The following is a 21,872-nucleotide window of genomic DNA, read 5'->3' as shown; positions in this document are numbered from 1 at the left end:
TATGGCAAAGAGAAGTATTATACCTTTCGGCCCACAGCATCCGGTCCTGCCGGAACCGGTGCACCTGGATCTGGTGCTGGAGGATGAAACTGTTGTCGGTGTTATCCCCAGTATCGGATATATCCACAGAGGGCTGGAAAAACTGGTAGATAAAAGAGATTTCAAACAGTATACTTATGTGGCTGAGCGTATCTGCGGGATATGCAGCTGCGGACATGGTCTGGGGTACTGTCTCGCGGTTGAACAGGTTATGAATATCGAAGTGCCCGACCGGGCCAAATATCTGCGTACAATCTGGGTGGAGATGAGCCGTGTACACAGTCATCTGTTGTGGCTTGGTCTTCTGGCGGACGCAATGGGATTTGAAAGTCTGCATATGGAAAGCTGGCGGCTGCGGGAGAAGATTCTGGATATGTTCGATGAAACCACAGGCGGCCGTATTATTCATTCTGTCAATCAGGTGGGCGGTGTGCAGAGGGATATGGACAGCACAATGCTTAATGATATTCTTCACGCTATTGATGATATAGAGAAGCAGATGAAACCGATTGTAAAGACGTTTCTCCATGATTATACAGTGCAGAGCCGCCTCAAAGGCGTGGGTGTTCTGTCAAAGGATGACGCCATAGCCCAGGGTGCGGTAGGCCCCATGCTCCGTGCCAGTGGTGTGGAATATGACGCACGTCTTTTGGGATACGGAGCGTATAAAGATCTGACGGTCGAGCCGATTATCTCAAAAGACGGGGATTCTTACGGAAGATGCGAGGTGCGCCTGAAAGAATTGTTCCAGAGTTTTGATCTGATCCGTGAAGCGATTGGAAAGATCCCCCAGGGAGATATCAGCGTGCCGGTGAAAGGCAATCCGGACGGCGAGTATTTTGTACGCATTGAGCAGCCCAGAGGCGAGGCGATCTATTACGTAAAAGGCAGCGGCAAAAAGTATCTGGACCGTTTCCGTCTGCGCACGCCGACGACCAGCAATATTCCGCCCATGGTCGAGATGCTCAAAGGATGCCAGCTGGCGGATGTGCCGCTTCTGATTCTCACGATCGATCCGTGTGTAAGCTGTACGGAACGTTAATGAAGTCAGGGAAAGGAGAAGCGGTATGGAAAAAACAAAGTATTTTACATTTGCCGGAAGAATATTAAAAAATCTTTTTAAGAAACCGGCAACGACACAGTATCCGTTTGAACCTGCCGACTACCCGGCCAGGATGCGCGGACATGTGGAAATAAAAATCGAGGACTGCATTACCTGTGGCCTTTGCGCCAGGGCATGCCCTTCACTGGCTATTCAGGTGGACAGAAAAGCAGGTACATGGACCATCAGCCGGTTTGACTGCGTGCAGTGCGGCAGCTGTGTGATCGCCTGCCCGAAGAACTGTCTGACTATGGAAAAGGGATATACGGAGCCGGATATCCTGAAAAAGAGTGAGACGTTTACAAAACCGCAGGAAGAAAAGAAGGAAGACGGAGAAAACGGCGCGGGCGCGTCAGCAGGCGGAAAGCCGGTAATGGATGCGGAAAAATGTGTTTACTGTACTCTGTGCGCGAAGAAGTGTCCCCAGGAGGCTATTCAGGTGGAACGGAAAGAGAAGATCTGGAAGCTGGATGAAGAAAAATGCGTAGAGTGTGGAATCTGCGCCGGGGCATGTCCGAAGAAAGCCATAGAGATGAAAGGGTGACTTCGGATTTGTCGAAGGGAACTTAAATTAGGAAATGCTGGAAAATATTCAGGATATTCTGGATAGAACGGGACGGAGATACGGGATGTGGGATCCTTGTTCCACTCCGGAATCTGAGAAAAATAAAGGATCTGAAATCTGATTAAAAGCAAGGCCTGAGATGAAAACTCACTATGTTCGAACAGCTTCATTTCAGGCCTTAACATCAGATATCAGCTCCTTTGTTTTTCTTACAGATTCCTTCGAGTCACAAGGATCCCACATCCCGTATCTCCTGTGTATTCTGTCCGTAAGAAGTTCCTGAATGTTTGCAGATTTTTCAAATGCGGAAGTTTCTTTCGCAATTCCTCATAAAAGAAAACTCAAAGAGAGGTTTAACAGCAAAGATGGCGGTTGGACAGGAGTGAGGGCAGCCAGGGGGGAGGTCCGGCTTGGTTCTGACGGAATCCGGAATTGTGTGAGGGAGAAGTCAGCCGGGAGGGACTGGTGTGGGGATGGAGGACCGTAAAGCAGCGCCGGTTCTTAGAGCGCGTTTTTTGCGCTCTTACGTACCGCTGCGTCTGCGATCCGAACGCAAGTGTGTCCTCCGGCACCACACCAGTCTCTCCCGGCGTCCCTTCTCAATTATACAAATCCGAAGGGTACATTTGTGAGTAATTTCAGGAAAGAGTGTTTCTTCCGCTGTCCGGGATGTGTTATGATAGAGGCTCAGGAGGAAACGTATATGAACAGTATGAAAAAACTTGCAGTTATTTTTCCGGGAGTCGGCTACCATACAGACAAACCGCTCCTTTATTACAGTAAAAAAATCGCGGCTCAGAATGGATATGAGATCCGGGAAGTGCCTTACGGAAATTTCCCGAAAGGAGTAAAAGGATCAAAAGAGAAGATGGAGGAAGTCTTTTTCAGCGCGGTAAGACAGTCGGAAGAAATTCTGAAAGATGTGGATTTTTCTCTGTATGATGACATTCTGTTCCTTTCAAAAAGCGTGGGGACAGCGGTGGCGTCTGCATATGGAGGCAAGCATGGTCTGAACACAAGAAATATTTATTATACGCCGGTGGAAGCTTCCTTTCAGTTTATGACACAGCCGGGAATCGCATTTACCGGAACCGCGGATTCCTGGGTTGACTGGCATGTGGTTCAGGAGGGCTGTGAGAAAGGCGGTTTCCCGCTGTATGTGATTGACGGAGCCGACCATTCCCTGGAGACAGGAAATGTGGCGGAAGATCTGGAAAATCTGCAGGATATCATGAAAAAGACCGAGGATTATATAAAAGACTGCCGGTAAAGAATAGTCTGTGCAGAAAATTTTAAGGACAGGATAAAATGAGTTACGATTTCTATAAACGCGCGGCTATTGTCTGCCGCGCGATTCCATATGGAAAAGCCGCCACATACGGACAGATAGCCATGCTCTGCGGCCGGCCCCGGAATGCCCGCCAGGTGGGTTATGCCCTGAACCGGGGAAGAATGGGCGAGAATATTCCTGCTCACCGGGTTGTGAATTCCCGGGGGATCTTAAGCGGAGCGGCAGCATTTGAGACCCACGATCTTCAGAAACGGCTTCTGGAATCAGAAGGGGTGAAAGTGGAATATACAGAGGACGGCTGGCGGGTCGATCTGAAACGCGACGGCTGGCATAACACAATGGAGGAAGCCCTCCGGTTCCGGGAGATATTTGAGGCACAGAATATTTAGACAGAAAAGCAAGGAGATCATGCATGTGTAATCCGATGGCTGACAGGTGCCGGATTACGGGGAGGACAGATAATGGCATTATATGCGATGGGAGATTTTCATCTTTCTTTTGCGGTAAATAAACCGATGGATGTATTCGGACGCGAGTGGAAAAATCATGTCAGGAAGATTGAAAAGTACTGGAAGAAATATGTAAAAGAGACGGACACTGCTGTGATCACAGGAGACCATTCCTGGGGCAGAAACCTGGAGGAGTGCAGGGAGGATCTGGAGTTTATTGCTGCTCTTCCCGGGAGAAAGATTCTGCTGCGGGGCAATCACGACATGTTCTGGGACGCGAAAAAGACCCGGAAGCTTAACAGTCTGTATGAGGGACGGCTTTCCTTTCTGCAGAACAATTTTTATACCTATGAGGACTATGCGCTTGTGGGGACAAAAGGATACTGTTACGAAGGAAAAGATACCTATGAACATTTTGAAAAGATCAGAGACCGGGAGCTGGCAAGGCTGCAGGAGTCTTTTGAGGCCGCGGCGTCAGCAGGGTGCCGGAAGTTTCTCATGTTTCTACATTATCCCCCGACCAGTATCGGAGAGACAGAGAGCGGCTTTACAAGAATGGCCCGGAAGTACAGGGCGGAGCAGGTGGTTTACTCCCACTGCCATGGGAAAGCAAGATATGACGATAGTTTCCACGGCGAAGTGGGCGGCATTATCTATCATCTTGTGTCTTCTGATTATTTAAGATTCAGACCGGAGAGAATATTATGAAGATTATTATTTCACCAGCGAAGAAAATGAATGTTGATACGGATACCCTTGCATGCAGAAGCACGCCGGTGTTTCTTGAACAGACAGAGGAGCTTCTTGCGTGGATGCGGCAGCTTACATTTGAACAGGCAAAGGAATTGTGGAAATGCAATGACAGAATTGCAGAGCAGAACTACAGGCGTTTTCAGGAAATGAACCTGAACAGAAATCTTACGCCCGCTGTAATCGCTTACGAGGGAATTCAGTATCAGTATATGGCGCCTGCCGTGTTCGGAGGATCTGAAACGGATTATATTCAGGAACATCTGCGGATTCTTTCCGGCTTTTACGGTGTGCTGAAGCCCTTTGACGGCGTGGTTCCCTATCGTCTGGAGATGCAGGCAAAGGCATCTGAGGAGGGAGATCTGTATAAATTCTGGGGCGACAGACTGTACCGGGAAGTTGTATACGGGGGAGAACGCGCACAGGAGGGGGCCCTGAACCGGAAAGCCGGGAAAAAAGGAAGCTTTATTCTCAATCTGGCTTCCAAGGAGTATTCCAGGTGTGTGGAAAAATATCTGACTCCGGAGGACACCTTTCTGACGGTTGTATTCGGCGGACTGGCGGATGGAAAAGTGAAGCAGAAAGGAACCCTTGCAAAAATGGCAAGGGGTGAGATGGTACGGTATCTGGCGGAAAATGCAGTGGAGAATCCGGAGAAAATCAAGGAATTTGACCGGCTGGGATACCGGTTTGACCAGGGAATGTCTACAGAGACGGAATATATATTTTTAAAGCAGGAGGTTTAAAATATGGGATGTCTCGGAAATCTGCTGTGGTTTCTCTGCGGAGGACTGATCAGCGGGCTGAGCTGGTGTCTTGCCGGCTGTCTGTGGTGCATTACGATTATCGGAATACCGGTGGGGATGCAGTGCTTCAAGTTCGCGTCACTGAGTTTCTTTCCGTTTGGAAAGGAAGTTGTATATGGCGGAGGAGCAGGCTCTCTTCTGCTGAATGTGATCTGGATTATTGTTTCAGGACTGCCTCTGGCGATTGAGCATCTGGCGTTTGGCGCTGTTCTGTGTATTACGGTGATCGGGATTCCATTTGGCATGCAGCACTTCAAACTTGCAAAACTGGCGCTGATGCCTTTTGGAGCGGCAGTAGGATAGCAGGACTGTCCTTTTCAGAAAGAACCGTTATATTTTTTTCGGTTTTCATCTTGACCTTGACGCTGCGTCAACTGTTATCATTGATTCCAGAACGAGATCTGCCGTATCCGGCGCGGAAGTTTCTGCCGGGCGGCACGGAATCAGAACAGATCAGGAGGGCAGAAAAATGTACAGTATCAGAGAACTGGCGGACATGGCGGGAGTCAGTACCCGAACCCTGCGGTATTATGATCAGATCGGTCTTCTGAAGCCGGCCTTTATCAGTGACGCAGGATATCGGTTTTATGGGAAACAGGAGGTCGACATGCTGCAGCAGATCCTGTTTTACCGGGAGAGAGGATTTGATCTGAAAAGCATCCGCCGGATACTGATGGAAGAAGATTTTGACCTTATGGGCGCTCTTGAAGAGCATTTGAGGGAACTGAAGACGCAGAGAGCGCATATGGATGCTCTGATCAGTCTGGTACATCGTTCTATTATGGCAATGAAAGGAGAAGAGCGGATGGATGATACGGAGAAATTTCAGGTATTTAAGGAAGGTATAGTCAGACAGCACGAAGAAATGTACGGGGCAGAAGCCCGTGCAAAATACGGGGACGGCGAGGTGGACGAGGCACAGGGGAAAATTCTGAATATGACAGAAGAAGAGTATGAACGGTTTCAGAATCTGGGCGAAGAGATCCGTACACGTCTGGAAGAAGCAGTCAGAAACGGTATCAGTCCGGAGAGCAAAGAAGCAGGACGGATCGTGCTGCTTCACAAGGAATGGCTCGGCATGACATGGAAGAAGTATACAGAAGAAGCGCATAAGGCGGTTGCAGAGATGTATATCAGCGACGAGCGCTTTCAGGCTTATTATGACCGGGAAGTGCCTGGGTGCGCCGGATTCCTTGAGAAGGCCATAAAATATAAAATCGGGGAATGATAAAACAGACAGGGCAGACAAAGGAAGGCGTGTCTGCCCTGTCTGTTTTATGATCTGCAGAGAAAGCAAAAAATATTTTATCTGCACCTGCAGTCCGGATGTACGGAGGCAAATCGCTCGCCGGCTTTCTCCCAGTTTACTACCCGGAACCAGTCGTCAATATATGCGGCGCGCAGGTTGTAATGTTTCAGATAGTATGCGTGTTCCCAGACGTCAATGTTCAGAATATGTGCGCCGGAGCGGAATACGGGCGTATTCTGGTTGGCCGAAGTTATAATTTTAAGACGTCCGCCGTCAGATACCAGCCAGGCATAGCCGGAACCGAAGACGGACAGAGCGGCCTCTTTAAAACGGGTCTTAAAATTTTCAGGACTACCGAACTGGCGGGACATCTCCTGGAAGAGACGGAATGAGAATACAGTTTCTTCTTCAGAAAAGCAGGAGCCGGTCTCCGGGACGGCAGCATTTCCCCGGGAACAGGCTGTGCTGCGGCAGGGCTTCATGCTTTCAAAATAAAAACGATGATTATATACCCCGCCTGCATTGTTCCGGAGAGGTGCCTGGAGATGGCAGGGAAGCCGGCGCCATATGGTCAGCAGCTCTTCCAGAGAATATTTCTGCAGAGCAGGGTTTTCTGTAAGAAAATGATTCAGATTATCAATGTATGTCTGAAGATGGCGGTCATGGTGAAGGTGCATGGTTTCCTCATCAATATAAGGCTCCAGCGCGTCATAGGCGTAGGGCAGAGGTGTGTTGACAAATGGATAATAGTCGTTCATATAGGTTCCTTAAGTGGCTTTCCTGATAGTATATGAGAGTGTGCAGGCATATGTTTCCTGTCCTGCAAAAGAAATTTGCGGATATTCCAAATGAATTTGCTGGTAAACAGGGGTACTTTCTGCTATTCTGAGGAAAACAAATATGAGGAAGGAGCAGGACTTATGCTGGGAGAGAAACTTGCGATGCTCAGAAAGAAACACGGCTACAGTCAGAAGGACATCGCAGATATGCTTTCTGTGACGAGACAGACCATATCAAACTGGGAGTGCGGACAGGGCGCTCCGTCCCTCGACAAGGCTGCAGAGCTTGCCGGAATTTATCATATCAGCCTGGATGATCTTGCAGGAAATAATGTTGAGATAGCAGTCAGAGAAAAGGAACATAAAGATCTGCATGTATTGAAAAAACTTATTGGCAGGAAATGCAGCCTGGAAAGCGAGGATCTGGATATGATTCTGGAAACGCCGGCTGAAGCGAACCGTATAACGATTCTAGATGTGAACGAAGAATGGATCCGGATCCGGTATGAGCGCAGCAAGGAGGGGGCAATCTTCAGAAAAGAGACGGTAACGAAACTGGCAGATCTGTCTCTTATATCAGGCATACAGGTGGAGGTGACAGAAGAATGACAAAGACCGTCATATTTTTTTTGTTTGTCATTACAGGGCTGCTTATCTATCTGGTATACGAACACAGGCAGGATAAAAAGAAGGACAGCCCGCAGCTTCCGTGGAAGAAGCTGCTCCCCGGATATATCGGAAAAAATTGTGAGATTATTGTAAAAGAACCGATGATAAACCTTGATGTAATGTTCAGTGTCAGCGGAATTCTCAGAGATGTGGATGATGAATGGCTGGAGCTGGAGTGTACTGTGAAGAAGAAAAAAGTGCTGAAAATATTCAGAATCGACAATGTCAGCAGTGTGAACGAACTCGGTGAATTATAGAGAAAAAATTCGGATTGAACAAAATCGCTACGCGATGGCCTGTGCAAGCTGTCGCATAGCGTTTTTTGTTTTCTATACCAAAAACAGTGGAAAGTAAGTCCTGATAGTAGTATTGTTAAGTTACCACACCAAACAATCAAACAGGAGCCTCCCCACTGCCTATGAAAAGAATACCATTCCTCCGCCTGGTTGGCAAGCGGTTTTATGACACAAATGCACCTCCATATAAAGCAGCGTACCTGATTTACTACTGATTTTATATGGAGGATTCATTATGTATAAAAAATATATAGAACAGCTTGAAGAAGCCGGAAAAATCCGCAACCTCAAAGATCGTTCCATTCACTGTTATAAAAACTACGTTTCCTATTTCCTGAATTATACCAGCAAATGCCCGAAAGAACTTACCTGCCAGGACGTCAGGGATTTCCTGCTTGCCAAAAAAGACAGCGGACTCAAATCGACAACTCTGAATCTTTACAATTCTGCACTCCACTTTTTTTACCGGAATGTCCTGCACATCCTTTGGGATGATACTATTGTCCCGCGTATGATTATAGAGCGGAAACTCCCTGCTGTACTTACATCTGATGAGATTGACCGTCTGCTGGAAGCTGTTGATGACATTAAATACAGAGCAATGTTTGCAACCATGTACGCTTCCGGAATGCGGGTTTCCGAAGTGATCCATCTGCATTATAATGACATTTCCCGTACAAATATGCAGATCCATGTGAGGGATACGAAGAACCGGATGGACCGTTATACGATCCTTTCCCAACGGTGTCTGGATCTCCTCACAGAATACTGGTTTGCAAAGGGCAGGCCACGCGGCATCCTGTTCCCGAATCAGTTTACCGGCAGCTATCTGTCCGTGGGTACCCTGGAAAAGGTGATGCGCCGGGCTGTATCGGACGCCAAGATTCCTGTAAAAGCTACACCTCACAGCCTGCGTCACAGCTTTGCCACCCATCTGATGGAACAGGGAGTAGAACGTCAGTACATCCAGGCGCTGCTCGGACATCGTGACCCCAAATCCACAGAAATATACCTTCATGTCAGCAATAAATCTCTGCTGGGGATCCAGAGCCCCTTTGACCGGAAAGAAGGTGCCGGTCATGAATAAACCGACAGTACAGGATATTTTTCAGCGCTTTTATCCTGCATATCTTGAGAAATATACCCCTTCTCCCGAACAGGCAAAAGTGGCCCGGAACATCATAAACTGCAAAACAGGGGCATATGGCGCAAATGTCAGCATCTGTGAAGACTGCGGTACTGTTCATATCCATTATAATTCCTGCCGCAACCGCTGCTGTCCCATGTGTCAGGCGGTTCCGAAGGAAAAATGGATGGATGCCCGCAGGGAGGATGTCCTGGATGCTCCCTATTTCCATCTGGTTTTTACTGTCCCTGATCTTCTGAATCCGGTCATTTACAGTAACCAGAAGCTCCTTTATGACGCCTTATACTATGCAGCGTCTGCAACGCTCCGCGATCTGACGGCAGATCCGAAACATCTTGGTGCAAAGGCTGGATACATTTTCATTCTCCATACATGGGGATCTGAGATGAACTTTCATCCTCATATCCATGCCATTCTGCTTGGTGGCGGCCTGACTTCTGACAATCAGTGGAAAGACAACGGAGAAAGCTTCTTCCTTCCTGTCCAGATCATTTCCAAAGTATTTCGTGGAAAATATCTGGAAGAACTAAAAAAGCTATGGGAAGCGAGCAAGCTGGTTTTTCATGGTACTGCCGAAAAATTCCGTAACCATTATGCCTTCAGGGAACTGCTGGATGCCTGTTATGGTACAGAATGGGTTCCTTATTGTAAAAAGACATTTCATGGCGCCCAATCCGTAATCAAATATCTCGGGAAATATACCCACCGCATTGCGGTCAGCAACCATCGGATCATCCGCGTGGATGAAGAAACCGTAACTTTTTCCGTGAAGGATTACCGGAATGAAGGGAAGTGGAAAGATCTGACTCTGTCAGGAGTTGAGTTTATCCGGCGTTTTTTGATGCATGTTCCTCCAAAGGGATTTGTCCGGATCCGGCATTATGGACTGCTCTGCTCCCGCAGCAAAGGTAAAAAGCTTACTTTATGCCGAAATCTCCTCGGATGCAAGAAATATCTTTCCAGACTAAAGAATAAAGAGATGCCAGAGGTATTGGAGCTGCTTTATGGCATAAATATCTGCGTATGTAAAGTCTGCGGTGGACGCATGGGGAAACCACAGCTTAAAATTCCTCAAAGGTGTTAAGTATATCATTCTTTCATATTTTTTCAGCCTCAACGTTTGAGGTTTTGTTGTTGTGCCCATTAATCAGAAAATGGCTAATTACTGTAGATTCAGAAAAGGAATCTTTTCTAGCGCCCTGGTATAATCAGCGTCAGAAGCAAAAGATTAAAAATCCATAGAGACTGGTTGCCCGGCCGCTTACTTTGTTCAATTAGGTCAAATCGAAAATGGTGCAAACGAAGGGGCAGTTTACTGTAAAGTTTATAAACTGCTTTTTCGTTTACACCATCATCGATTCTAACCTAACGAATTTGTCGAAGGGAACTTGAATTAAGAAATACCGAAAAAAATTCAGAATTTCCTGGATAGAACGGGACGGAGATACGGGATGCGGGATCCTTGTTCCACTCCGGAATCTGAGAAAAATAAAGGATCTGAAATCTGATTAAAAGCAAGGCCTGAGATGAAAACTCACTGCGTTCGGGCAGATTCATCTCAGGCCTTAACATCAGACATCAGATCCTTTGTTTTTCTGACAGATTCCTCCGAGTCACAAGGATCCCGCATCCCGTATCTCCTGTGTATTCTATCCGCAAGAAGTTCCTGAATATTTCTGCTTTTTCCCAATGCAGAAGTACCTTTCGCAATTCCTCATAAAGGGAAGAATCAGGGGAACTTTACTGGTAAATATTGCACTGTGCTGATATTCGGAAGTGATGGCTGTTCCGACTGCAGTTGCCCGGATCTAAAGCATCACTACTGCCTGGATCACCTGCCGTCTCCGCCGTTAAAGCACCCCTTTCTTTTTTGGTTTATGAGGATTTGCGAAGGAAAATTCCGGACTGAGTAAGAGAAAAACGGAAGTCCGGAGAGTTTTTGGATGCGCCTTTCAGAAGAGGGGGACAGGAAATTCTGATGACTCTGAAATGAGTTTAGATAAATAGAAGACCGGGAATCAGCGTCAGGATCTGCGGCGGGCTTTGTCCGAGCGCATGCGAGTTAGCCCGCCGTAAATCCTGCTTTTAGCTGATTCCCGGTCTTCTATTTATCTTAACTCATGGAACGGAATCAGAATTTCCTGTCCCCCTCTTCTGAATCCGTCTTATAAAAACTTCCTTCCCTTCCGGTTTGTGTCTGCTGTCCGGAAATTCCCTTCGACAAATCCGAATCTATCTTAAGTTCACAGGATTGACATACTTTCCTGCTAGGATATAGGATAGAATAAGAATGAATGGAACAGCCGGAAAAGACTGAATATACAGCAGAAACAGAAAGTGAGGATCCGTGATGGAAAAGGTGAAAATTCTTGTTGTGGATGATGAGAGCAGGATGCGCAAGCTGGTAAAGGACTTTCTGAGCAGAGAAGGATATACTGTTCTGGAAGCGGCAGACGGCGTGGAAGCGATGGATATTTTTTACGAAGACAAAGATATTGCAATGATTATTCTGGACGTAATGATGCCCAGGATGGACGGCTGGCAGGTGTGCCGGGAGATCCGGGAATCATCAAAAGTTCCGGTAATCATGTTGACGGCCCGGTCTGAGGAACGGGATGAACTTCAGGGGTTTGAACTGGGGGTAGACGAATATATTTCAAAGCCGTTCAGTCCGAAAATCCTTGTGGCCAGAGTGAATGCGATCCTGAGAAGAACGCTTGGAACAGAGGGAGAAGACGTGATGTCTGCAGGCGGGATTGTTATTGACAAAGCAGCCCATATCGTAAAAATAGACGGGAAATCTGTTGATCTCAGCTATAAGGAATTTGAGCTTCTGGCGTATTTTATAGAGAACCAGGGAATTGCGCTGTCCAGAGAAAAAATATTGAATAATGTATGGAATTATGATTACTTCGGAGATGCACGTACCATTGATACTCATGTAAAGAAACTGAGAAGCAAACTGGGAGATAAGGGCGAGTATATAAAGACAATCTGGGGCATGGGCTATAAATTTGAGGTGGAAGAATGAAACATTCAATCCGGAGACAGATAACAGTTATTTTTATCTGTGTGCTCGTTTTTATCCTGGGAACTCTGTTTGTAGTGAATATGGGATTTCTTGAGCGGTATTATTTTTCCTATAAAACAAAAGACCTTCTGGACACTTACAAAGATGTGGATCAGGCTCTTCAAAAAGATACCTTCAGGGATGATGATGTCCAGCATAAAATTCTGTATCAGGTAGAAAAAATGAATATTGATTTAATCGTAATAGACAGCAGGGGGGAAAGCGCGTTTTCTACCATCAGTGATCAGGATCCCCGTCTTCTGCAGATGCTGGCCGATTTTCAGAATATTGTGGAAAATGATTCTGTTCCGGGATATGTAATGCAGCAGACAGATGACTATATTCTATACCGTACATCTGACTGGCAGGGCAGCACAGAATATCTGAAGATGTACGGATATTTTTCAGACAGCTCTTTCTTTATGATGCAGAGCCCTCTCGAGAGTATTCGGGAGAGCGCGGCTCTTGCAAACCGTTTTCTGATTTATCTTGGAGTGATCGGCATTATCTTTGGCGGGGCGCTTGTCTGGTTTTTCTCAAGGAAGATAACGAAGCCGATTATGGAGCTGGCAGATTTGTCAAAGGAAATGGCAAATCTGAATTTTGATGCCAGATATACCCGGGGCGGCAGTGACGAAATAGGCATTCTTGGCGAAAACTTCAATAAAATGTCCGCACAGCTTGAAAAAACGGTTTCCGAACTGAAGGGAGCCAACAATGAGCTGAAGAAGGATATTGAACAGAAGGAAAAAATGGAAGATATGAGGAATGAATTCCTCGGCAACGTTTCTCATGAACTGAAGACGCCGATTGCGCTGATTCAGGGATATGCGGAAGGCCTGAAGGAAGATGTCAATGACGATGCCGAAAGCCGGGAATTCTACTGTGATGTTATTATGGATGAGGCCGGCAAGATGAATCAGATGGTCAAAAATCTGCTGACGCTGAATCAGCTGGAATTTGGCTCGGATGAAGTGGTGTTTGAGCGGTTTGACATCGTGCGGCTTGTCCGGGGCGTAGTGGCCAGCTGCGAAATCCTGATCCAGCAGGCGGAAGCGGAAGTGAATTTTGTGTCTGATGATCTGATTCATGTATGGGCAGATGAGTTTAAAACGGAGCAGGTTGTGAGAAATTATCTGACCAACGCCATCCATCATGTGGAAAATGAAAAACGCATCGAAGTAAAAATATGCAAAGACAACGGTAAAGTAAGGGTGTCAGTGTTTAACAGCGGGAAGCCGATACCGGAAGAGGACCTGCCGAAACTCTGGGATAAGTTCTATAAGGTTGATAAAGCGCATACAAGAGAATACGGAGGAAACGGAATCGGACTTTCTATTGTAAAGGCGATCATGGAGTCTTTCCACCAGCGCTATGGTGTGAAAAATTTTGATAATGGCGTGGAATTCTGGTTTGAACTGGATGCGCAGAACATACAGGAAGACAGCGGAGAAACAAAGTTGCTTGCCGGACCCGGCACGTTGACAGAGTAAAGCGGCAAAATTATGCCAAGGTAAAGTGATGAAATTACGGCTTTACATCACACTAAAAATGCGGTAAAATAACTTTTGTTAATATAAAATATTTTGAGGCATACGGTATGCCAACTGGCAACAGTCGGTATTGCGTATGCCTCATCTGTTATAACAGTTTGCTGTGCGGAAGGCATAATAATTGCAGCAGTGGGGAAACAGTACAGCCGGCCTGCCGCGGGCTGTTATCAATGAGAGAAACAGGAGGGAAACTTAATGTATGAGCAGATTTATAATGCAGTTGCATCTGTAGACGATTTTGTCTGGGGGTGGGGAATGATTGCGCTCCTTCTGGGAACGCATGTGTTTCTTACAATCCGCACAGGTTTTATTCAACGCAAGACAATTACAAAAGGAATTCCGTTTTCCGTTTCAAAGGAAGAAGGAGCAGACGGTGAGGTCAGCCAGTTCGGCGCTCTTGCAACTGCTCTGGCATCTACAATCGGAACCGGAAATATTATTGGCGTAGGAACTGCTGTTGCGCTTGGCGGACCGGGAGCAGTTCTGTGGTGCTGGCTGACCGGTGTGTTTGGTATTGCCACAAAGTATGCGGAGTCCCTGATTGCCGTAAAATACCGTGTAAAAACTGCGGACGGCCGTATGCAGGGCGGCGCGATGTATGCGCTTGAGCGCGGCCTGAATATGAAATGGCTGGGCATGATTTTTGCAGTGTTTGCGGGATGCGCGTCTTTCGGTATCGGCTGTGCCACACAGGTAAACGCTATTGCCGAGGTGTGCAATAATAATCTGGGAATTGAACCGTGGATAGTGGGCGTAGTAATTGCCGTTCTGACGGCATTTGTTATCTTCGGCGGTATTAAGAGTATCGCAAGCGTATGTGAGAAACTGGTTCCCTTTATGGCGGCATTTTATGTGCTGGGCTGTATTATCATTCTTGCGATCAATCATGACTTTGTATTTCCGGCTATTGTCAAGATCTGTCAGTCAGCATTTTCTAATGAACAGGCGGTTATAGGCGGATTTGTAGGCGGCGGTATTCGCTATGCTATTCAGTACGGAGTAGCAAGAGGCCTGTTCTCCAATGAATCAGGGATGGGATCTGCGCCTATTGCGGCTGCAGCGGCCAAGACAAGAAACCCGGTGCGCCAGGCACTTGTATCTTCAACGGGAACTTTCTGGGACACAGTAGTGGTCTGCCTGATGACCGGTCTGGTACTTGTGTCTACTATGATGAAGAACACAGAAATTACAATGAATATGACATCAGACGGCGGAGATCTGACAACGGCAGCATTTGGGCAGATTCCCTATTTAGGACCGTTTATCCTTGTTGTCGGCATCATAACTTTTGCTTATTCTACCATCCTTGGCTGGGCTTATTACGGAGAGCGCTGTGTAGAGTATTTTTCCGGAAAAAAGGGCCTGATTCCGTACAGAGTTCTTTATATTGCGGTTGCGCTGATTGCTCCTGTGCTTGCTCTTGATCTTGTATGGAAGATTGCGGATATTCTGAATGCTCTGATGGCAATACCGAACCTGATCGCAGTGCTGCTGCTATCCCCGGTTATTGTAAAAGAGACAAGAAAATATATACATAATCTGGATGCGGTAGACGACGCTCAGGTTCCTGTTGTAGAGACCGGCGTAGGGAAGAAATAGAGGACAGATTCACATATCCGGAAAGGAGTAAAAAAATGATAGCGATCGTTGACTATGATGCAGGCAATATAAAAAGTGTGGAGAAAGCACTCCATTTTCTGGGCCGGGAAGCTCTTGTGACCGGAGACAGCGAAGAAATTCTGAGAGCGGATAAAGTCATCCTTCCCGGAGTGGGAGCATTCGGCGATGCCATGGATACAATCCGTGGCAGAGGACTGGATAAAGTGCTGCGCAAGGTGGCAGAAAACGGTACACCATTTCTGGGAATCTGTCTTGGACTTCAGCTACTTTTTGAACGGAGCGACGAGGCACCCGGCGCGGAAGGCCTTGGCATACTGAAAGGAGAAATTCTGCGTATACCGGAAAAGGAAGGACTGAAGATCCCGCATATGGGATGGAATTCACTTCATCTTGAAAATAATGGAAGACTGTTCCGGGGAATAGAAGAAAATGCATATGTGTATTTCGTACACTCCTATTACCTGAAGGCCGGAGATGAATCCATTGTAAAAGCGTCCACAGAGTACGGGGTCCATATTCATGCTTCGGTAGAGAAGGATAATGTATTTGCCTGTCAGTTCCATCCGGAAAAGAGCAGCGATGTAGGACTTCATATTCTGAAAAATTTTGTGGAACTGTAAGAGCAGCCGTGAAAGGAGACGGACAGTTATGTTTACCAAAAGAATTATCCCTTGTCTGGATGTCAATGCGGGAAGGGTTGTAAAAGGAGTAAATTTTGTTGATTTACAGGATGCCGGCGACCCGGTGGAGATAGCAAAGGCGTATGATAAGGCAGGCGCAGACGAGCTGGTTTTCCTGGATATTACTGCTTCGTCAGATAACAGGGAAACCGTGACGGATATGGTAAGAAAAGTGGCCGAATGTGTATTTATTCCATTTACTGTAGGCGGAGGAATACGAACAGTAGATGATTTCCGCGCAATATTAAGAGAAGGCGCAGATAAAGTATCTGTAAATTCTTCGGCCATAAATAATCCGCGTCTTATAAGCGATGCGGCAGATAAATTCGGCAGTCAGTGTGTAGTCGTAGCTATTGACGCAAAGCGCAGGGAGGACGGCTCGGGCTGGAACATCTACAAAAACGGCGGCCGGATTGACGTGGGGATTGACGCGGTAGAGTGGGCTGTAAAGGCAGAGGCTCTGGGAGCCGGGGAGATCCTTCTGACCAGTATGGACGGGGACGGTACAAAGGCAGGGTATGATCTGGAGCTGACCCGGGCTATTGCCGGAAGTGTTTCCATTCCGGTTATTGCTTCCGGCGGTGCCGGAACACTGGAGCATTTTAAAGAGGCGCTGACTGTGGGGAAAGCAGACGCGGCTCTGGCCGCGTCTCTGTTCCACTATAAAGAGCTGGAAATCCGGGAGGTAAAAGAATACCTTCTTCGGGAAGGCGTAAGTGTCCGTCTGTAAGTACAGCTCTGTTTAGAAAAAATATTCACACAATTTTTCCCAAAGGGGTCTGTCCCCTTTGGGGATATTATTCAGATAATTTGCGGAGGAGTAGGGATATGGCCGGCTTAAATGGCGACTGGTATGAAGCGTTAAAAGGAGAGTTCTCAAAACCATATTACAGGAAACTGTTTGAAACTGTGAAACAGGAATATAGTACACATTTGATTTTTCCACCTGCAGATGATATTTTTAATGCATTTCATCTTACGCCACTCAAGGAAGTTAAGGTGGTGATCCTGGGGCAGGATCCCTATCACAATCACAGACAGGCCCATGGTCTGTGTTTTTCTGTACAGAAAGGCGTAGAGATTCCGCCGTCACTTGTGAACATTTATCAGGAGCTGCACGATGATCTGGGCTGTACGATCCCGAATCACGGCTGCCTGACGAAATGGGCTCAGCAGGGCGTGCTTCTGCTTAATACGGTGCTTACTGTCAGGGCGCATCAGGCGAATTCCCACAGAGGAATCGGCTGGGAGGAATTTACGGATGCGGCGATTATGGCGCTGAACAGTCAGGACCGTCCGATTGTATTTATCCTCTGGGGAAGCCCGGCACAGAGAAAGCAGGCGATGTTGACTAATCCGAATCATCTGATTCTCACTGCGCCTCATCCGAGTCCCCTGTCTGCATACAGAGGATTTTTCGGGAGCAGACCTTTCAGCCGGACAAACCAGTTTTTACAGAGCCACGGCGTGGAGCCGATTGACTGGCAGATTGACTGAAAACAGTTGCATTTTTGCCGGATCAGCGTTATAATTCATACCATGGCAAGCGCAGATGTAGTTCATCGGTAGAACACCAGCTTCCCAAGCTGGGAAGGCGGGTTCGATTCCCGTCATCTGCTTAAAATCAAACCGGGAGTACTGCAGGAACAGTGTTTCCGGTTTTTTCTTTTACCGTACAGAATACGTGGAGGGAAAGATATGTTTCGTTTATGGGCAAAAGAGTTTAAGGACAACAGAATGCTCCGGGATATGGTGGTCTGCGAAGAGGCAGAGGATACCCGGACACATAAAATATTCCGCGCGCTGGATGAAGTCTGCTATGCATTTGATCTGAGCAAGCCGATCTGGCTTGACGCTACAATTGACGAATTCAAACGACATGCAAAAGCAAGATTTTATCAGGATAATTTTGTGGATATGATTGACTTTGATTATCTGGAAATACAGGTTATAGAAGAGGACTGACCGGAATTGTGATTGTTTTCAAAAATTAAAAACCTCTAAAAAAAGAGTGAACTCTGTGACAGGAGACACAAAATATGGTATACTATGGACTAACATAACAACCAATGGGGGATGTCCGCGATGAAAGGAGAACAGCAGGTTGAGGCCGCATTGAAAAGTTACGAGGATGTCGACAGCTGGAAGACTGTGATATTTCTTTATAATGCAGCCTTAAAAGAAGTAGGCACAAAGCTGGAGATTCTCAATGAAGAGTTTCAACATGTGCACAAGTATAATCCTATCGAGCATATCAAGACCAGGATTAAGACGCCGGAGAGCATTGTAAAAAAGCTGAAGCGGTATGGATATGAGACCTCGATTGAAAATATGGTCAGATATGTGAACGATATTGCAGGCGTAAGAGTGATTTGTTCTTTCACATCCGACATTTACCGGCTGGCTGAAATGATAGGAAATCAGAGCGACCTGAAAGTGCTTTCCATTAAGGATTATATCAGAAATCCGAAGGAGAGCGGCTATAAAAGTTACCATATGCTGGTGTCCGTACCGATTTTTCTGTCGGACAGCGTGGTAGATACAAAGGTTGAAATCCAGATTCGTACCATTGCAATGGATTTCTGGGCAAGCCTGGAGCATAAGATTTATTATAAATTTGAGGGAAATGCTCCGGAATATATCAGCCGTGATTTGAGAGATTGTGCAAAAATGGTATCTGAACTGGATGAAAAGATGCTTTCTCTGAATGAGGCGATACAGGAATGTATAGAGCATCAGGCCAATCGGGATAATATGAATGATGTGCTGAACAATGTGATCGGTTCAGGGCCGGAACAGAAATCTCTGAATTATGCCGGAGAAGAAAAGTGAATACGAACAAAAAGAGGCGAAAGATATTGATGCTTTCGTCTCTTTTCGTTATACTAGATATTTGAAGGGAGAAATGATACATGGAGAGAATAGAAGTCGAACATTGCGATTATATCCATGTTCACAAAGATACAGTGGATAAGGTGAAAAGCTGTCTCCCGGCAGAGGAAGAACTGACCGAGCTCGCAGGATTTTTCAAAGTGTTCGGGGATGTTACAAGAATTAAAATACTCTGCGTCCTGCTCCAGTCAGAGATGTGTGTCTGTGATCTCGCGCAGACGCTGAATATGACGCAGTCAGCCATTTCCCATCAGCTCAGAATGCTTAAGCAGATGAAGCTGGTAACAAACAGGCGGGAGGGAAAAACAGTATTTTATTCACTGGCAGACGGTCATATTAAGACCATCGTAAACCAGGGGATGGAGCACATCCGGGAATAAAAATGTGCGGGAAATAGTACGGAAGATAAAATCAGGGCGAAAAGCTCAAAAGGAAAAGCTGGGAAAAAGTTATGACGGAAAGAGCAAAGCGGAAGGGCATTGAAATCGGCTTGGGTCTGCTTACATATATTATTGTCTGGGCAGTATCTTTTTACGGGAATACGGGAAAGGCATCAACAACAGTACTGTTTCTGGTGCCGTATATTATCTTGTCCGCGACAACATATCTGGATGAAATAAAGAGATTAACAAGTTTAAAATTTTTTGACGAGAATTTATTAATTATTGTGGCTACCTGCGGAGCTTTTGCCGTGGAAAGGCCGAAAGAGGCGGGTGGGGCTATGCTGCTTTATCAGGCTGGAAAACTGGTGGAGGAGCTGTCTTTAAGTCAGACCAAAAAGTCTATAGCCAGATTTATAGATATCAGACCGGAATACGCCAACCTGAAAGAAGCCGGCAGGGAGAGAGTGGTAGAACCTCAGGATCTTAAGCCTAAACAGATTATTGTGCTGAAACCGGGGGAAAAGATTCCGGTAGACGCGGTTGTGACAATGGGAACGGGAACGATCGATATGAAGGCGCTGACCGGCGAATCTACCCCCAGAACGGTGAAAGTGGGAGACCGGATATACAGCGGAGCTATCAATTTAAATGGCGTGCTGGAAGCCAGAGTTGTAAAAGTATATAATGATTCTGTTGCTTCCAAAATAATGAGACTGGTAGAAAACGCGAATGAAAAGAAAGCGGAGAGTGTGCGGCTTGCAGACAAATTTGCCAGATATTATACGCCTGTCGCTATTCTCATTGCGCTGCTCACCTGCATTCTGCCGCCTATGATATTTATGGAGGCAAAAGAAGAATGGATATTCCGGGGAATGATTATTCTGGTGGCAGCCTGTCCTTCCGGTCTGCTTGTGTCTATTCCGATGGCATTTCTCGGCGGAATTGGAGCAGCCGCCGGACAAGGAGTCCTGATCAAAGGCAGCAGCTGTATTGAAACTCTGACCCGGGTCGATACATTTGTTTTTGATAAAACGGGAACACTGACAGAAGGTGTTTTCCATGTGCAGGAGATTGTCCCTTATAAGATGACAGAGAAAGAACTGCTGGAGCTTGCCGCACTGGCGGAAACTTACTCTTCGCATCCGATTGCGGTATCTCTTCGGAAAACATACGGAAGAGAACCGGATAAGTCCCGGGTGGGAGAAGTGACAGAGTATCCGGGGCTGGGGCTTTGCGCCGTAGTGGACGGACGGCGGATTTTTATCGGAAACAGCAGACTGATGAATCGGCAGGGCGTATTCTGCCATCTGGTTCCGGAACCGGGCGCGGCAGTCCATGTGGCTGTAGAGAAAGAATATGCCGGACACATCCTTATTTCCGATACAATAAGAAAGGATGCGGGAAGGCTGATCCGCTGGCTTCACAGAAGGCAGCTGGCGGTCGTTATGCTGACAGGAGACAATGAGGCGGTGGCCGAAAACGTGGCGGCAAAGCTGAAAATAGAAAGTGTTTATGCAGAGCTTATGCCGGAGGATAAAGTAGAGCAGCTGGAAGAGTTCCGGGAAAGTGAGATGGAGGGCGAGAAACTGGCTTTTGTTGGAGACGGGATCAATGACGCGCCGGTGCTTGCGCTCTCGGATGTGGGGATCGCCATGGGCGGCCTGGGCGCAGACGCTGCGCTGGAGGCGGCTGATATCATATTAATGGAAGACGAGCCATCCAGGATTATCAATGCGATACGGATTTCAAGGGCAACGATGCGTGCTGTAAAGCAGAATATGTTTTTGGCTGCGGCCATGAAGGTGCTTCTGATCGGGCTTGCGTTTTTTGGACTGATAACAATGCAGAATGCGATTATCGCAGAGATCTGTGTTATGCTGATTAGTATTTTGAATTCTTTCTGGATGATGAAATATCCGGAGTAGAGGAGTGATGTAATATGATGAAAAAGGGAAAAACAGCCGGTATCGGAGCGGTGATTCTGGCGGCCTGTCTGCTGGGCGGGTGCTCGAATGCGCTGAGCGACGGGATCAGAGCTCTGGAAGACGGAGAGTATGAGGAAGCGCGGGACTATTTCCAGTCCGCCGTGGAGGAAGACGGGGATAAAATCGCGGAAGCCTACAGAGGACTTGGCATGGCTTATTATGAAATGGAAGATTACAGCCCGGCTCTGGAGGCATTTCAGACCGCGCTGGACCAGGGCGGAGAACAGACGGTGCAGATTTATAACCTGATGGGAATCTGTGCGATGAATGTATCGGATTATGAAAGCGCGTTGGAATATTTTCAGTCCGGCCTTGCCCTGGCAGACACTGCATCCGGCAGTGAGACAGATACTGACCTGATCAGGGAGATGCGGTATAATGAGATTATCTGTTATGAGCGGACTGCCGACTGGGAAAGCGCAAAACAGAAAGCGGCCCAGTATCTGGAGGAGTATCCGGGGGATGAGGCTGTCGAAAAAGAGGCGGAATTTTTAGAAACACGGTAGTGTGCTCTGCACTGCCGTGTTTCATTATCTCTTTCAAGGAG

The 21,872-nt window shown here is 46.9% G+C and carries 24 protein-coding genes and 1 tRNA gene; 24 read left to right on the top strand and 1 reads right to left on the bottom strand.

Annotation, left to right across the window (positions count from 1 at the left end):
* Position 1: 1 nt before the first annotated feature.
* From AC0QUU_RS13615 to AC0QUU_RS13580, 8 genes are all read left to right on the top strand, one after another.
* On the top strand, positions 2 to 1,081 hold the full coding sequence (locus AC0QUU_RS13615) for a hydrogenase large subunit (RefSeq protein WP_474543434.1): 1,080 nt from the start codon (positions 2 to 4) through the stop codon (positions 1,079 to 1,081).
* A 25-nt stretch (positions 1,082 to 1,106) separates the two neighbouring features.
* The gene (locus AC0QUU_RS13610; RefSeq protein ID WP_474543433.1) at positions 1,107 to 1,685 is read left to right on the top strand and encodes a 4Fe-4S dicluster domain-containing protein; all 579 of its coding nucleotides are present in this window, start codon (positions 1,107 to 1,109) and stop codon (positions 1,683 to 1,685) included.
* Between the two features lie 724 nt (positions 1,686 to 2,409).
* Entirely contained in the window at positions 2,410 to 2,976 is a 567-nt protein-coding gene (locus tag AC0QUU_RS13605; RefSeq protein ID WP_474543432.1) for an alpha/beta hydrolase, read from the top strand.
* A gap of 38 nt (positions 2,977 to 3,014) precedes the next feature.
* Positions 3,015 to 3,386, top strand: coding sequence for an MGMT family protein (locus AC0QUU_RS13600; protein WP_474543431.1), 372 nt, complete (start codon positions 3,015 to 3,017; stop codon positions 3,384 to 3,386).
* 72 nt (positions 3,387 to 3,458) lie between these two features.
* A complete protein-coding gene (locus AC0QUU_RS13595) occupies positions 3,459 to 4,154 on the top strand; it encodes a metallophosphoesterase (protein ID WP_474543430.1) in 696 nt (231 codons plus the stop codon).
* A complete protein-coding gene (gene yaaA, locus AC0QUU_RS13590) occupies positions 4,151 to 4,942 on the top strand; it encodes a peroxide stress protein YaaA (RefSeq protein WP_474543429.1) in 792 nt (263 codons plus the stop codon). The genes AC0QUU_RS13595 and yaaA overlap by 4 nt, the downstream gene beginning before the upstream one ends.
* Before the next feature lie 3 nt (positions 4,943 to 4,945).
* Positions 4,946 to 5,305, top strand: coding sequence for a YccF domain-containing protein (locus tag AC0QUU_RS13585; RefSeq protein WP_474543428.1), 360 nt, complete (start codon positions 4,946 to 4,948; stop codon positions 5,303 to 5,305).
* Between the two features lie 166 nt (positions 5,306 to 5,471).
* Complete coding sequence (locus AC0QUU_RS13580) at positions 5,472 to 6,230, top strand: MerR family transcriptional regulator (protein WP_474543427.1); 759 nt, start codon at positions 5,472 to 5,474, stop codon at positions 6,228 to 6,230.
* A gap of 77 nt (positions 6,231 to 6,307) precedes the next feature.
* Here AC0QUU_RS13580 and AC0QUU_RS13575 read toward each other — a convergent pair whose 3' ends face one another.
* Positions 6,308 to 7,009 carry a superoxide dismutase gene (locus AC0QUU_RS13575; protein ID WP_474543426.1) on the bottom strand — a complete coding sequence of 234 codons (702 nt, stop codon included), beginning with the start codon at positions 7,007 to 7,009 and terminating at the stop codon, positions 6,308 to 6,310.
* 90 nt (positions 7,010 to 7,099) lie between these two features.
* Between AC0QUU_RS13575 and AC0QUU_RS13570 the strand changes: the two genes are divergently transcribed.
* The 16 genes from AC0QUU_RS13570 to AC0QUU_RS13495 all read left to right on the top strand — a co-directional run bounded on the left by AC0QUU_RS13570 (position 7,100) and on the right by AC0QUU_RS13495 (position 21,831).
* The gene (locus AC0QUU_RS13570) at positions 7,100 to 7,639 is read left to right on the top strand and encodes a helix-turn-helix transcriptional regulator (RefSeq protein ID WP_474543425.1); all 540 of its coding nucleotides are present in this window, start codon (positions 7,100 to 7,102) and stop codon (positions 7,637 to 7,639) included.
* Between the two features lie 20 nt (positions 7,640 to 7,659).
* Complete coding sequence (locus AC0QUU_RS13565; RefSeq protein WP_474543424.1) at positions 7,660 to 7,956, top strand: hypothetical protein; 297 nt, start codon at positions 7,660 to 7,662, stop codon at positions 7,954 to 7,956.
* A 274-nt stretch (positions 7,957 to 8,230) separates the two neighbouring features.
* Positions 8,231 to 9,082: a tyrosine-type recombinase/integrase gene (locus AC0QUU_RS13560; RefSeq protein ID WP_195196773.1), complete on the top strand. Its 852-nt coding sequence runs from the start codon at positions 8,231 to 8,233 to the stop codon at positions 9,080 to 9,082.
* Positions 9,075 to 10,226, top strand: coding sequence for an IS91 family transposase (locus AC0QUU_RS13555; protein ID WP_474543423.1), 1,152 nt, complete (start codon positions 9,075 to 9,077; stop codon positions 10,224 to 10,226). The genes AC0QUU_RS13560 and AC0QUU_RS13555 overlap by 8 nt, the downstream gene beginning before the upstream one ends.
* Before the next feature lie 1,266 nt (positions 10,227 to 11,492).
* A complete protein-coding gene (locus AC0QUU_RS13550; RefSeq protein WP_474543422.1) occupies positions 11,493 to 12,173 on the top strand; it encodes a response regulator transcription factor in 681 nt (226 codons plus the stop codon).
* The gene (locus tag AC0QUU_RS13545) at positions 12,170 to 13,705 is read left to right on the top strand and encodes a sensor histidine kinase (RefSeq protein WP_474543421.1); all 1,536 of its coding nucleotides are present in this window, start codon (positions 12,170 to 12,172) and stop codon (positions 13,703 to 13,705) included. The genes AC0QUU_RS13550 and AC0QUU_RS13545 overlap by 4 nt, the downstream gene beginning before the upstream one ends.
* A 255-nt stretch (positions 13,706 to 13,960) precedes the next feature.
* Positions 13,961 to 15,364 carry an alanine/glycine:cation symporter family protein gene (locus tag AC0QUU_RS13540; RefSeq protein WP_474543420.1) on the top strand — a complete coding sequence of 468 codons (1,404 nt, stop codon included), beginning with the start codon at positions 13,961 to 13,963 and terminating at the stop codon, positions 15,362 to 15,364.
* Between the two features lie 35 nt (positions 15,365 to 15,399).
* Positions 15,400 to 16,005 (top strand): imidazole glycerol phosphate synthase subunit HisH, encoded by a 606-nt coding sequence (gene hisH, locus AC0QUU_RS13535; RefSeq protein ID WP_474543419.1) that lies wholly within the window; start codon positions 15,400 to 15,402, stop codon positions 16,003 to 16,005.
* A 28-nt stretch (positions 16,006 to 16,033) separates the two neighbouring features.
* Positions 16,034 to 16,795 carry an imidazole glycerol phosphate synthase subunit HisF gene (gene hisF / locus AC0QUU_RS13530; RefSeq protein ID WP_474543418.1) on the top strand — a complete coding sequence of 254 codons (762 nt, stop codon included), beginning with the start codon at positions 16,034 to 16,036 and terminating at the stop codon, positions 16,793 to 16,795.
* 98 nt (positions 16,796 to 16,893) lie between these two features.
* Complete coding sequence (locus tag AC0QUU_RS13525; RefSeq protein ID WP_474543417.1) at positions 16,894 to 17,562, top strand: uracil-DNA glycosylase; 669 nt, start codon at positions 16,894 to 16,896, stop codon at positions 17,560 to 17,562.
* A gap of 51 nt (positions 17,563 to 17,613) precedes the next feature.
* Positions 17,614 to 17,684: transfer RNA gene (locus AC0QUU_RS13520), tRNA-Gly, on the top strand.
* A 79-nt stretch (positions 17,685 to 17,763) separates the two neighbouring features.
* Positions 17,764 to 18,030, top strand: coding sequence for a hypothetical protein (locus tag AC0QUU_RS13515; protein WP_474543416.1), 267 nt, complete (start codon positions 17,764 to 17,766; stop codon positions 18,028 to 18,030).
* Positions 18,031 to 18,150: 120 nt separating this feature from the next.
* Positions 18,151 to 18,897, top strand: coding sequence for a GTP pyrophosphokinase (locus tag AC0QUU_RS13510; protein ID WP_474543415.1), 747 nt, complete (start codon positions 18,151 to 18,153; stop codon positions 18,895 to 18,897).
* An 80-nt stretch (positions 18,898 to 18,977) separates the two neighbouring features.
* On the top strand, positions 18,978 to 19,337 hold the full coding sequence (locus tag AC0QUU_RS13505) for an ArsR/SmtB family transcription factor (protein WP_474543414.1): 360 nt from the start codon (positions 18,978 to 18,980) through the stop codon (positions 19,335 to 19,337).
* A gap of 71 nt (positions 19,338 to 19,408) precedes the next feature.
* On the top strand, positions 19,409 to 21,265 hold the full coding sequence (locus AC0QUU_RS13500; protein ID WP_474543413.1) for a heavy metal translocating P-type ATPase: 1,857 nt from the start codon (positions 19,409 to 19,411) through the stop codon (positions 21,263 to 21,265).
* A gap of 14 nt (positions 21,266 to 21,279) precedes the next feature.
* Positions 21,280 to 21,831, top strand: a complete 552-nt coding sequence (locus AC0QUU_RS13495) for a tetratricopeptide repeat protein (protein WP_474543412.1) — start codon at positions 21,280 to 21,282, stop codon at positions 21,829 to 21,831.
* Positions 21,832 to 21,872: the final 41 nt, after the last annotated feature.

It is taken from the genome of Mediterraneibacter sp. HA8405 (assembly GCF_056148955.1).
Note: the sequence above shows the minus strand (reverse complement) of the source record. Positions and strands in the feature narration are given on the sequence as shown.

What these genes read in the sequence shown, in the direction of transcription:
- AC0QUU_RS13525 (WP_474543417.1), top strand. Translation starts at nt 16,894, where the DNA reads ATGGCCGGCTTAAATGGCGACTGGTATGAAGCGTTAAAAGGAGAGTTC.
- AC0QUU_RS13550 (WP_474543422.1), top strand. Translation starts at nt 11,493, where the DNA reads ATGGAAAAGGTGAAAATTCTTGTTGTGGATGATGAGAGCAGGATGCGC.
- AC0QUU_RS13600 (WP_474543431.1), top strand. Translation starts at nt 3,015, where the DNA reads ATGAGTTACGATTTCTATAAACGCGCGGCTATTGTCTGCCGCGCGATT.
- AC0QUU_RS13570 (WP_474543425.1), top strand. Translation starts at nt 7,100, where the DNA reads ATGAATTTGCTGGTAAACAGGGGTACTTTCTGCTATTCTGAGGAAAAC.
- AC0QUU_RS13605 (WP_474543432.1), top strand. Translation starts at nt 2,410, where the DNA reads ATGAACAGTATGAAAAAACTTGCAGTTATTTTTCCGGGAGTCGGCTAC.
- AC0QUU_RS13610 (WP_474543433.1), top strand. Translation starts at nt 1,107, where the DNA reads ATGGAAAAAACAAAGTATTTTACATTTGCCGGAAGAATATTAAAAAAT.
- hisH (WP_474543419.1), top strand. Translation starts at nt 15,400, where the DNA reads ATGATAGCGATCGTTGACTATGATGCAGGCAATATAAAAAGTGTGGAG.
- AC0QUU_RS13555 (WP_474543423.1), top strand. Translation starts at nt 9,075, where the DNA reads ATGAATAAACCGACAGTACAGGATATTTTTCAGCGCTTTTATCCTGCA.
- AC0QUU_RS13580 (WP_474543427.1), top strand. Translation starts at nt 5,472, where the DNA reads ATGTACAGTATCAGAGAACTGGCGGACATGGCGGGAGTCAGTACCCGA.
- AC0QUU_RS13515 (WP_474543416.1), top strand. Translation starts at nt 17,764, where the DNA reads ATGTTTCGTTTATGGGCAAAAGAGTTTAAGGACAACAGAATGCTCCGG.
- AC0QUU_RS13495 (WP_474543412.1), top strand. Translation starts at nt 21,280, where the DNA reads ATGATGAAAAAGGGAAAAACAGCCGGTATCGGAGCGGTGATTCTGGCG.
- hisF (WP_474543418.1), top strand. Translation starts at nt 16,034, where the DNA reads ATGTTTACCAAAAGAATTATCCCTTGTCTGGATGTCAATGCGGGAAGG.
- AC0QUU_RS13575 (WP_474543426.1), bottom strand. Translation starts at nt 7,009, where the DNA reads ATGAACGACTATTATCCATTTGTCAACACACCTCTGCCCTACGCCTAT.
- AC0QUU_RS13585 (WP_474543428.1), top strand. Translation starts at nt 4,946, where the DNA reads ATGGGATGTCTCGGAAATCTGCTGTGGTTTCTCTGCGGAGGACTGATC.
- AC0QUU_RS13545 (WP_474543421.1), top strand. Translation starts at nt 12,170, where the DNA reads ATGAAACATTCAATCCGGAGACAGATAACAGTTATTTTTATCTGTGTG.
- AC0QUU_RS13595 (WP_474543430.1), top strand. Translation starts at nt 3,459, where the DNA reads ATGGCATTATATGCGATGGGAGATTTTCATCTTTCTTTTGCGGTAAAT.
- AC0QUU_RS13505 (WP_474543414.1), top strand. Translation starts at nt 18,978, where the DNA reads ATGGAGAGAATAGAAGTCGAACATTGCGATTATATCCATGTTCACAAA.
- AC0QUU_RS13615 (WP_474543434.1), top strand. Translation starts at nt 2, where the DNA reads ATGGCAAAGAGAAGTATTATACCTTTCGGCCCACAGCATCCGGTCCTG.
- yaaA (WP_474543429.1), top strand. Translation starts at nt 4,151, where the DNA reads ATGAAGATTATTATTTCACCAGCGAAGAAAATGAATGTTGATACGGAT.
- AC0QUU_RS13540 (WP_474543420.1), top strand. Translation starts at nt 13,961, where the DNA reads ATGTATGAGCAGATTTATAATGCAGTTGCATCTGTAGACGATTTTGTC.
- AC0QUU_RS13500 (WP_474543413.1), top strand. Translation starts at nt 19,409, where the DNA reads ATGACGGAAAGAGCAAAGCGGAAGGGCATTGAAATCGGCTTGGGTCTG.
- AC0QUU_RS13510 (WP_474543415.1), top strand. Translation starts at nt 18,151, where the DNA reads ATGAAAGGAGAACAGCAGGTTGAGGCCGCATTGAAAAGTTACGAGGAT.
- AC0QUU_RS13560 (WP_195196773.1), top strand. Translation starts at nt 8,231, where the DNA reads ATGTATAAAAAATATATAGAACAGCTTGAAGAAGCCGGAAAAATCCGC.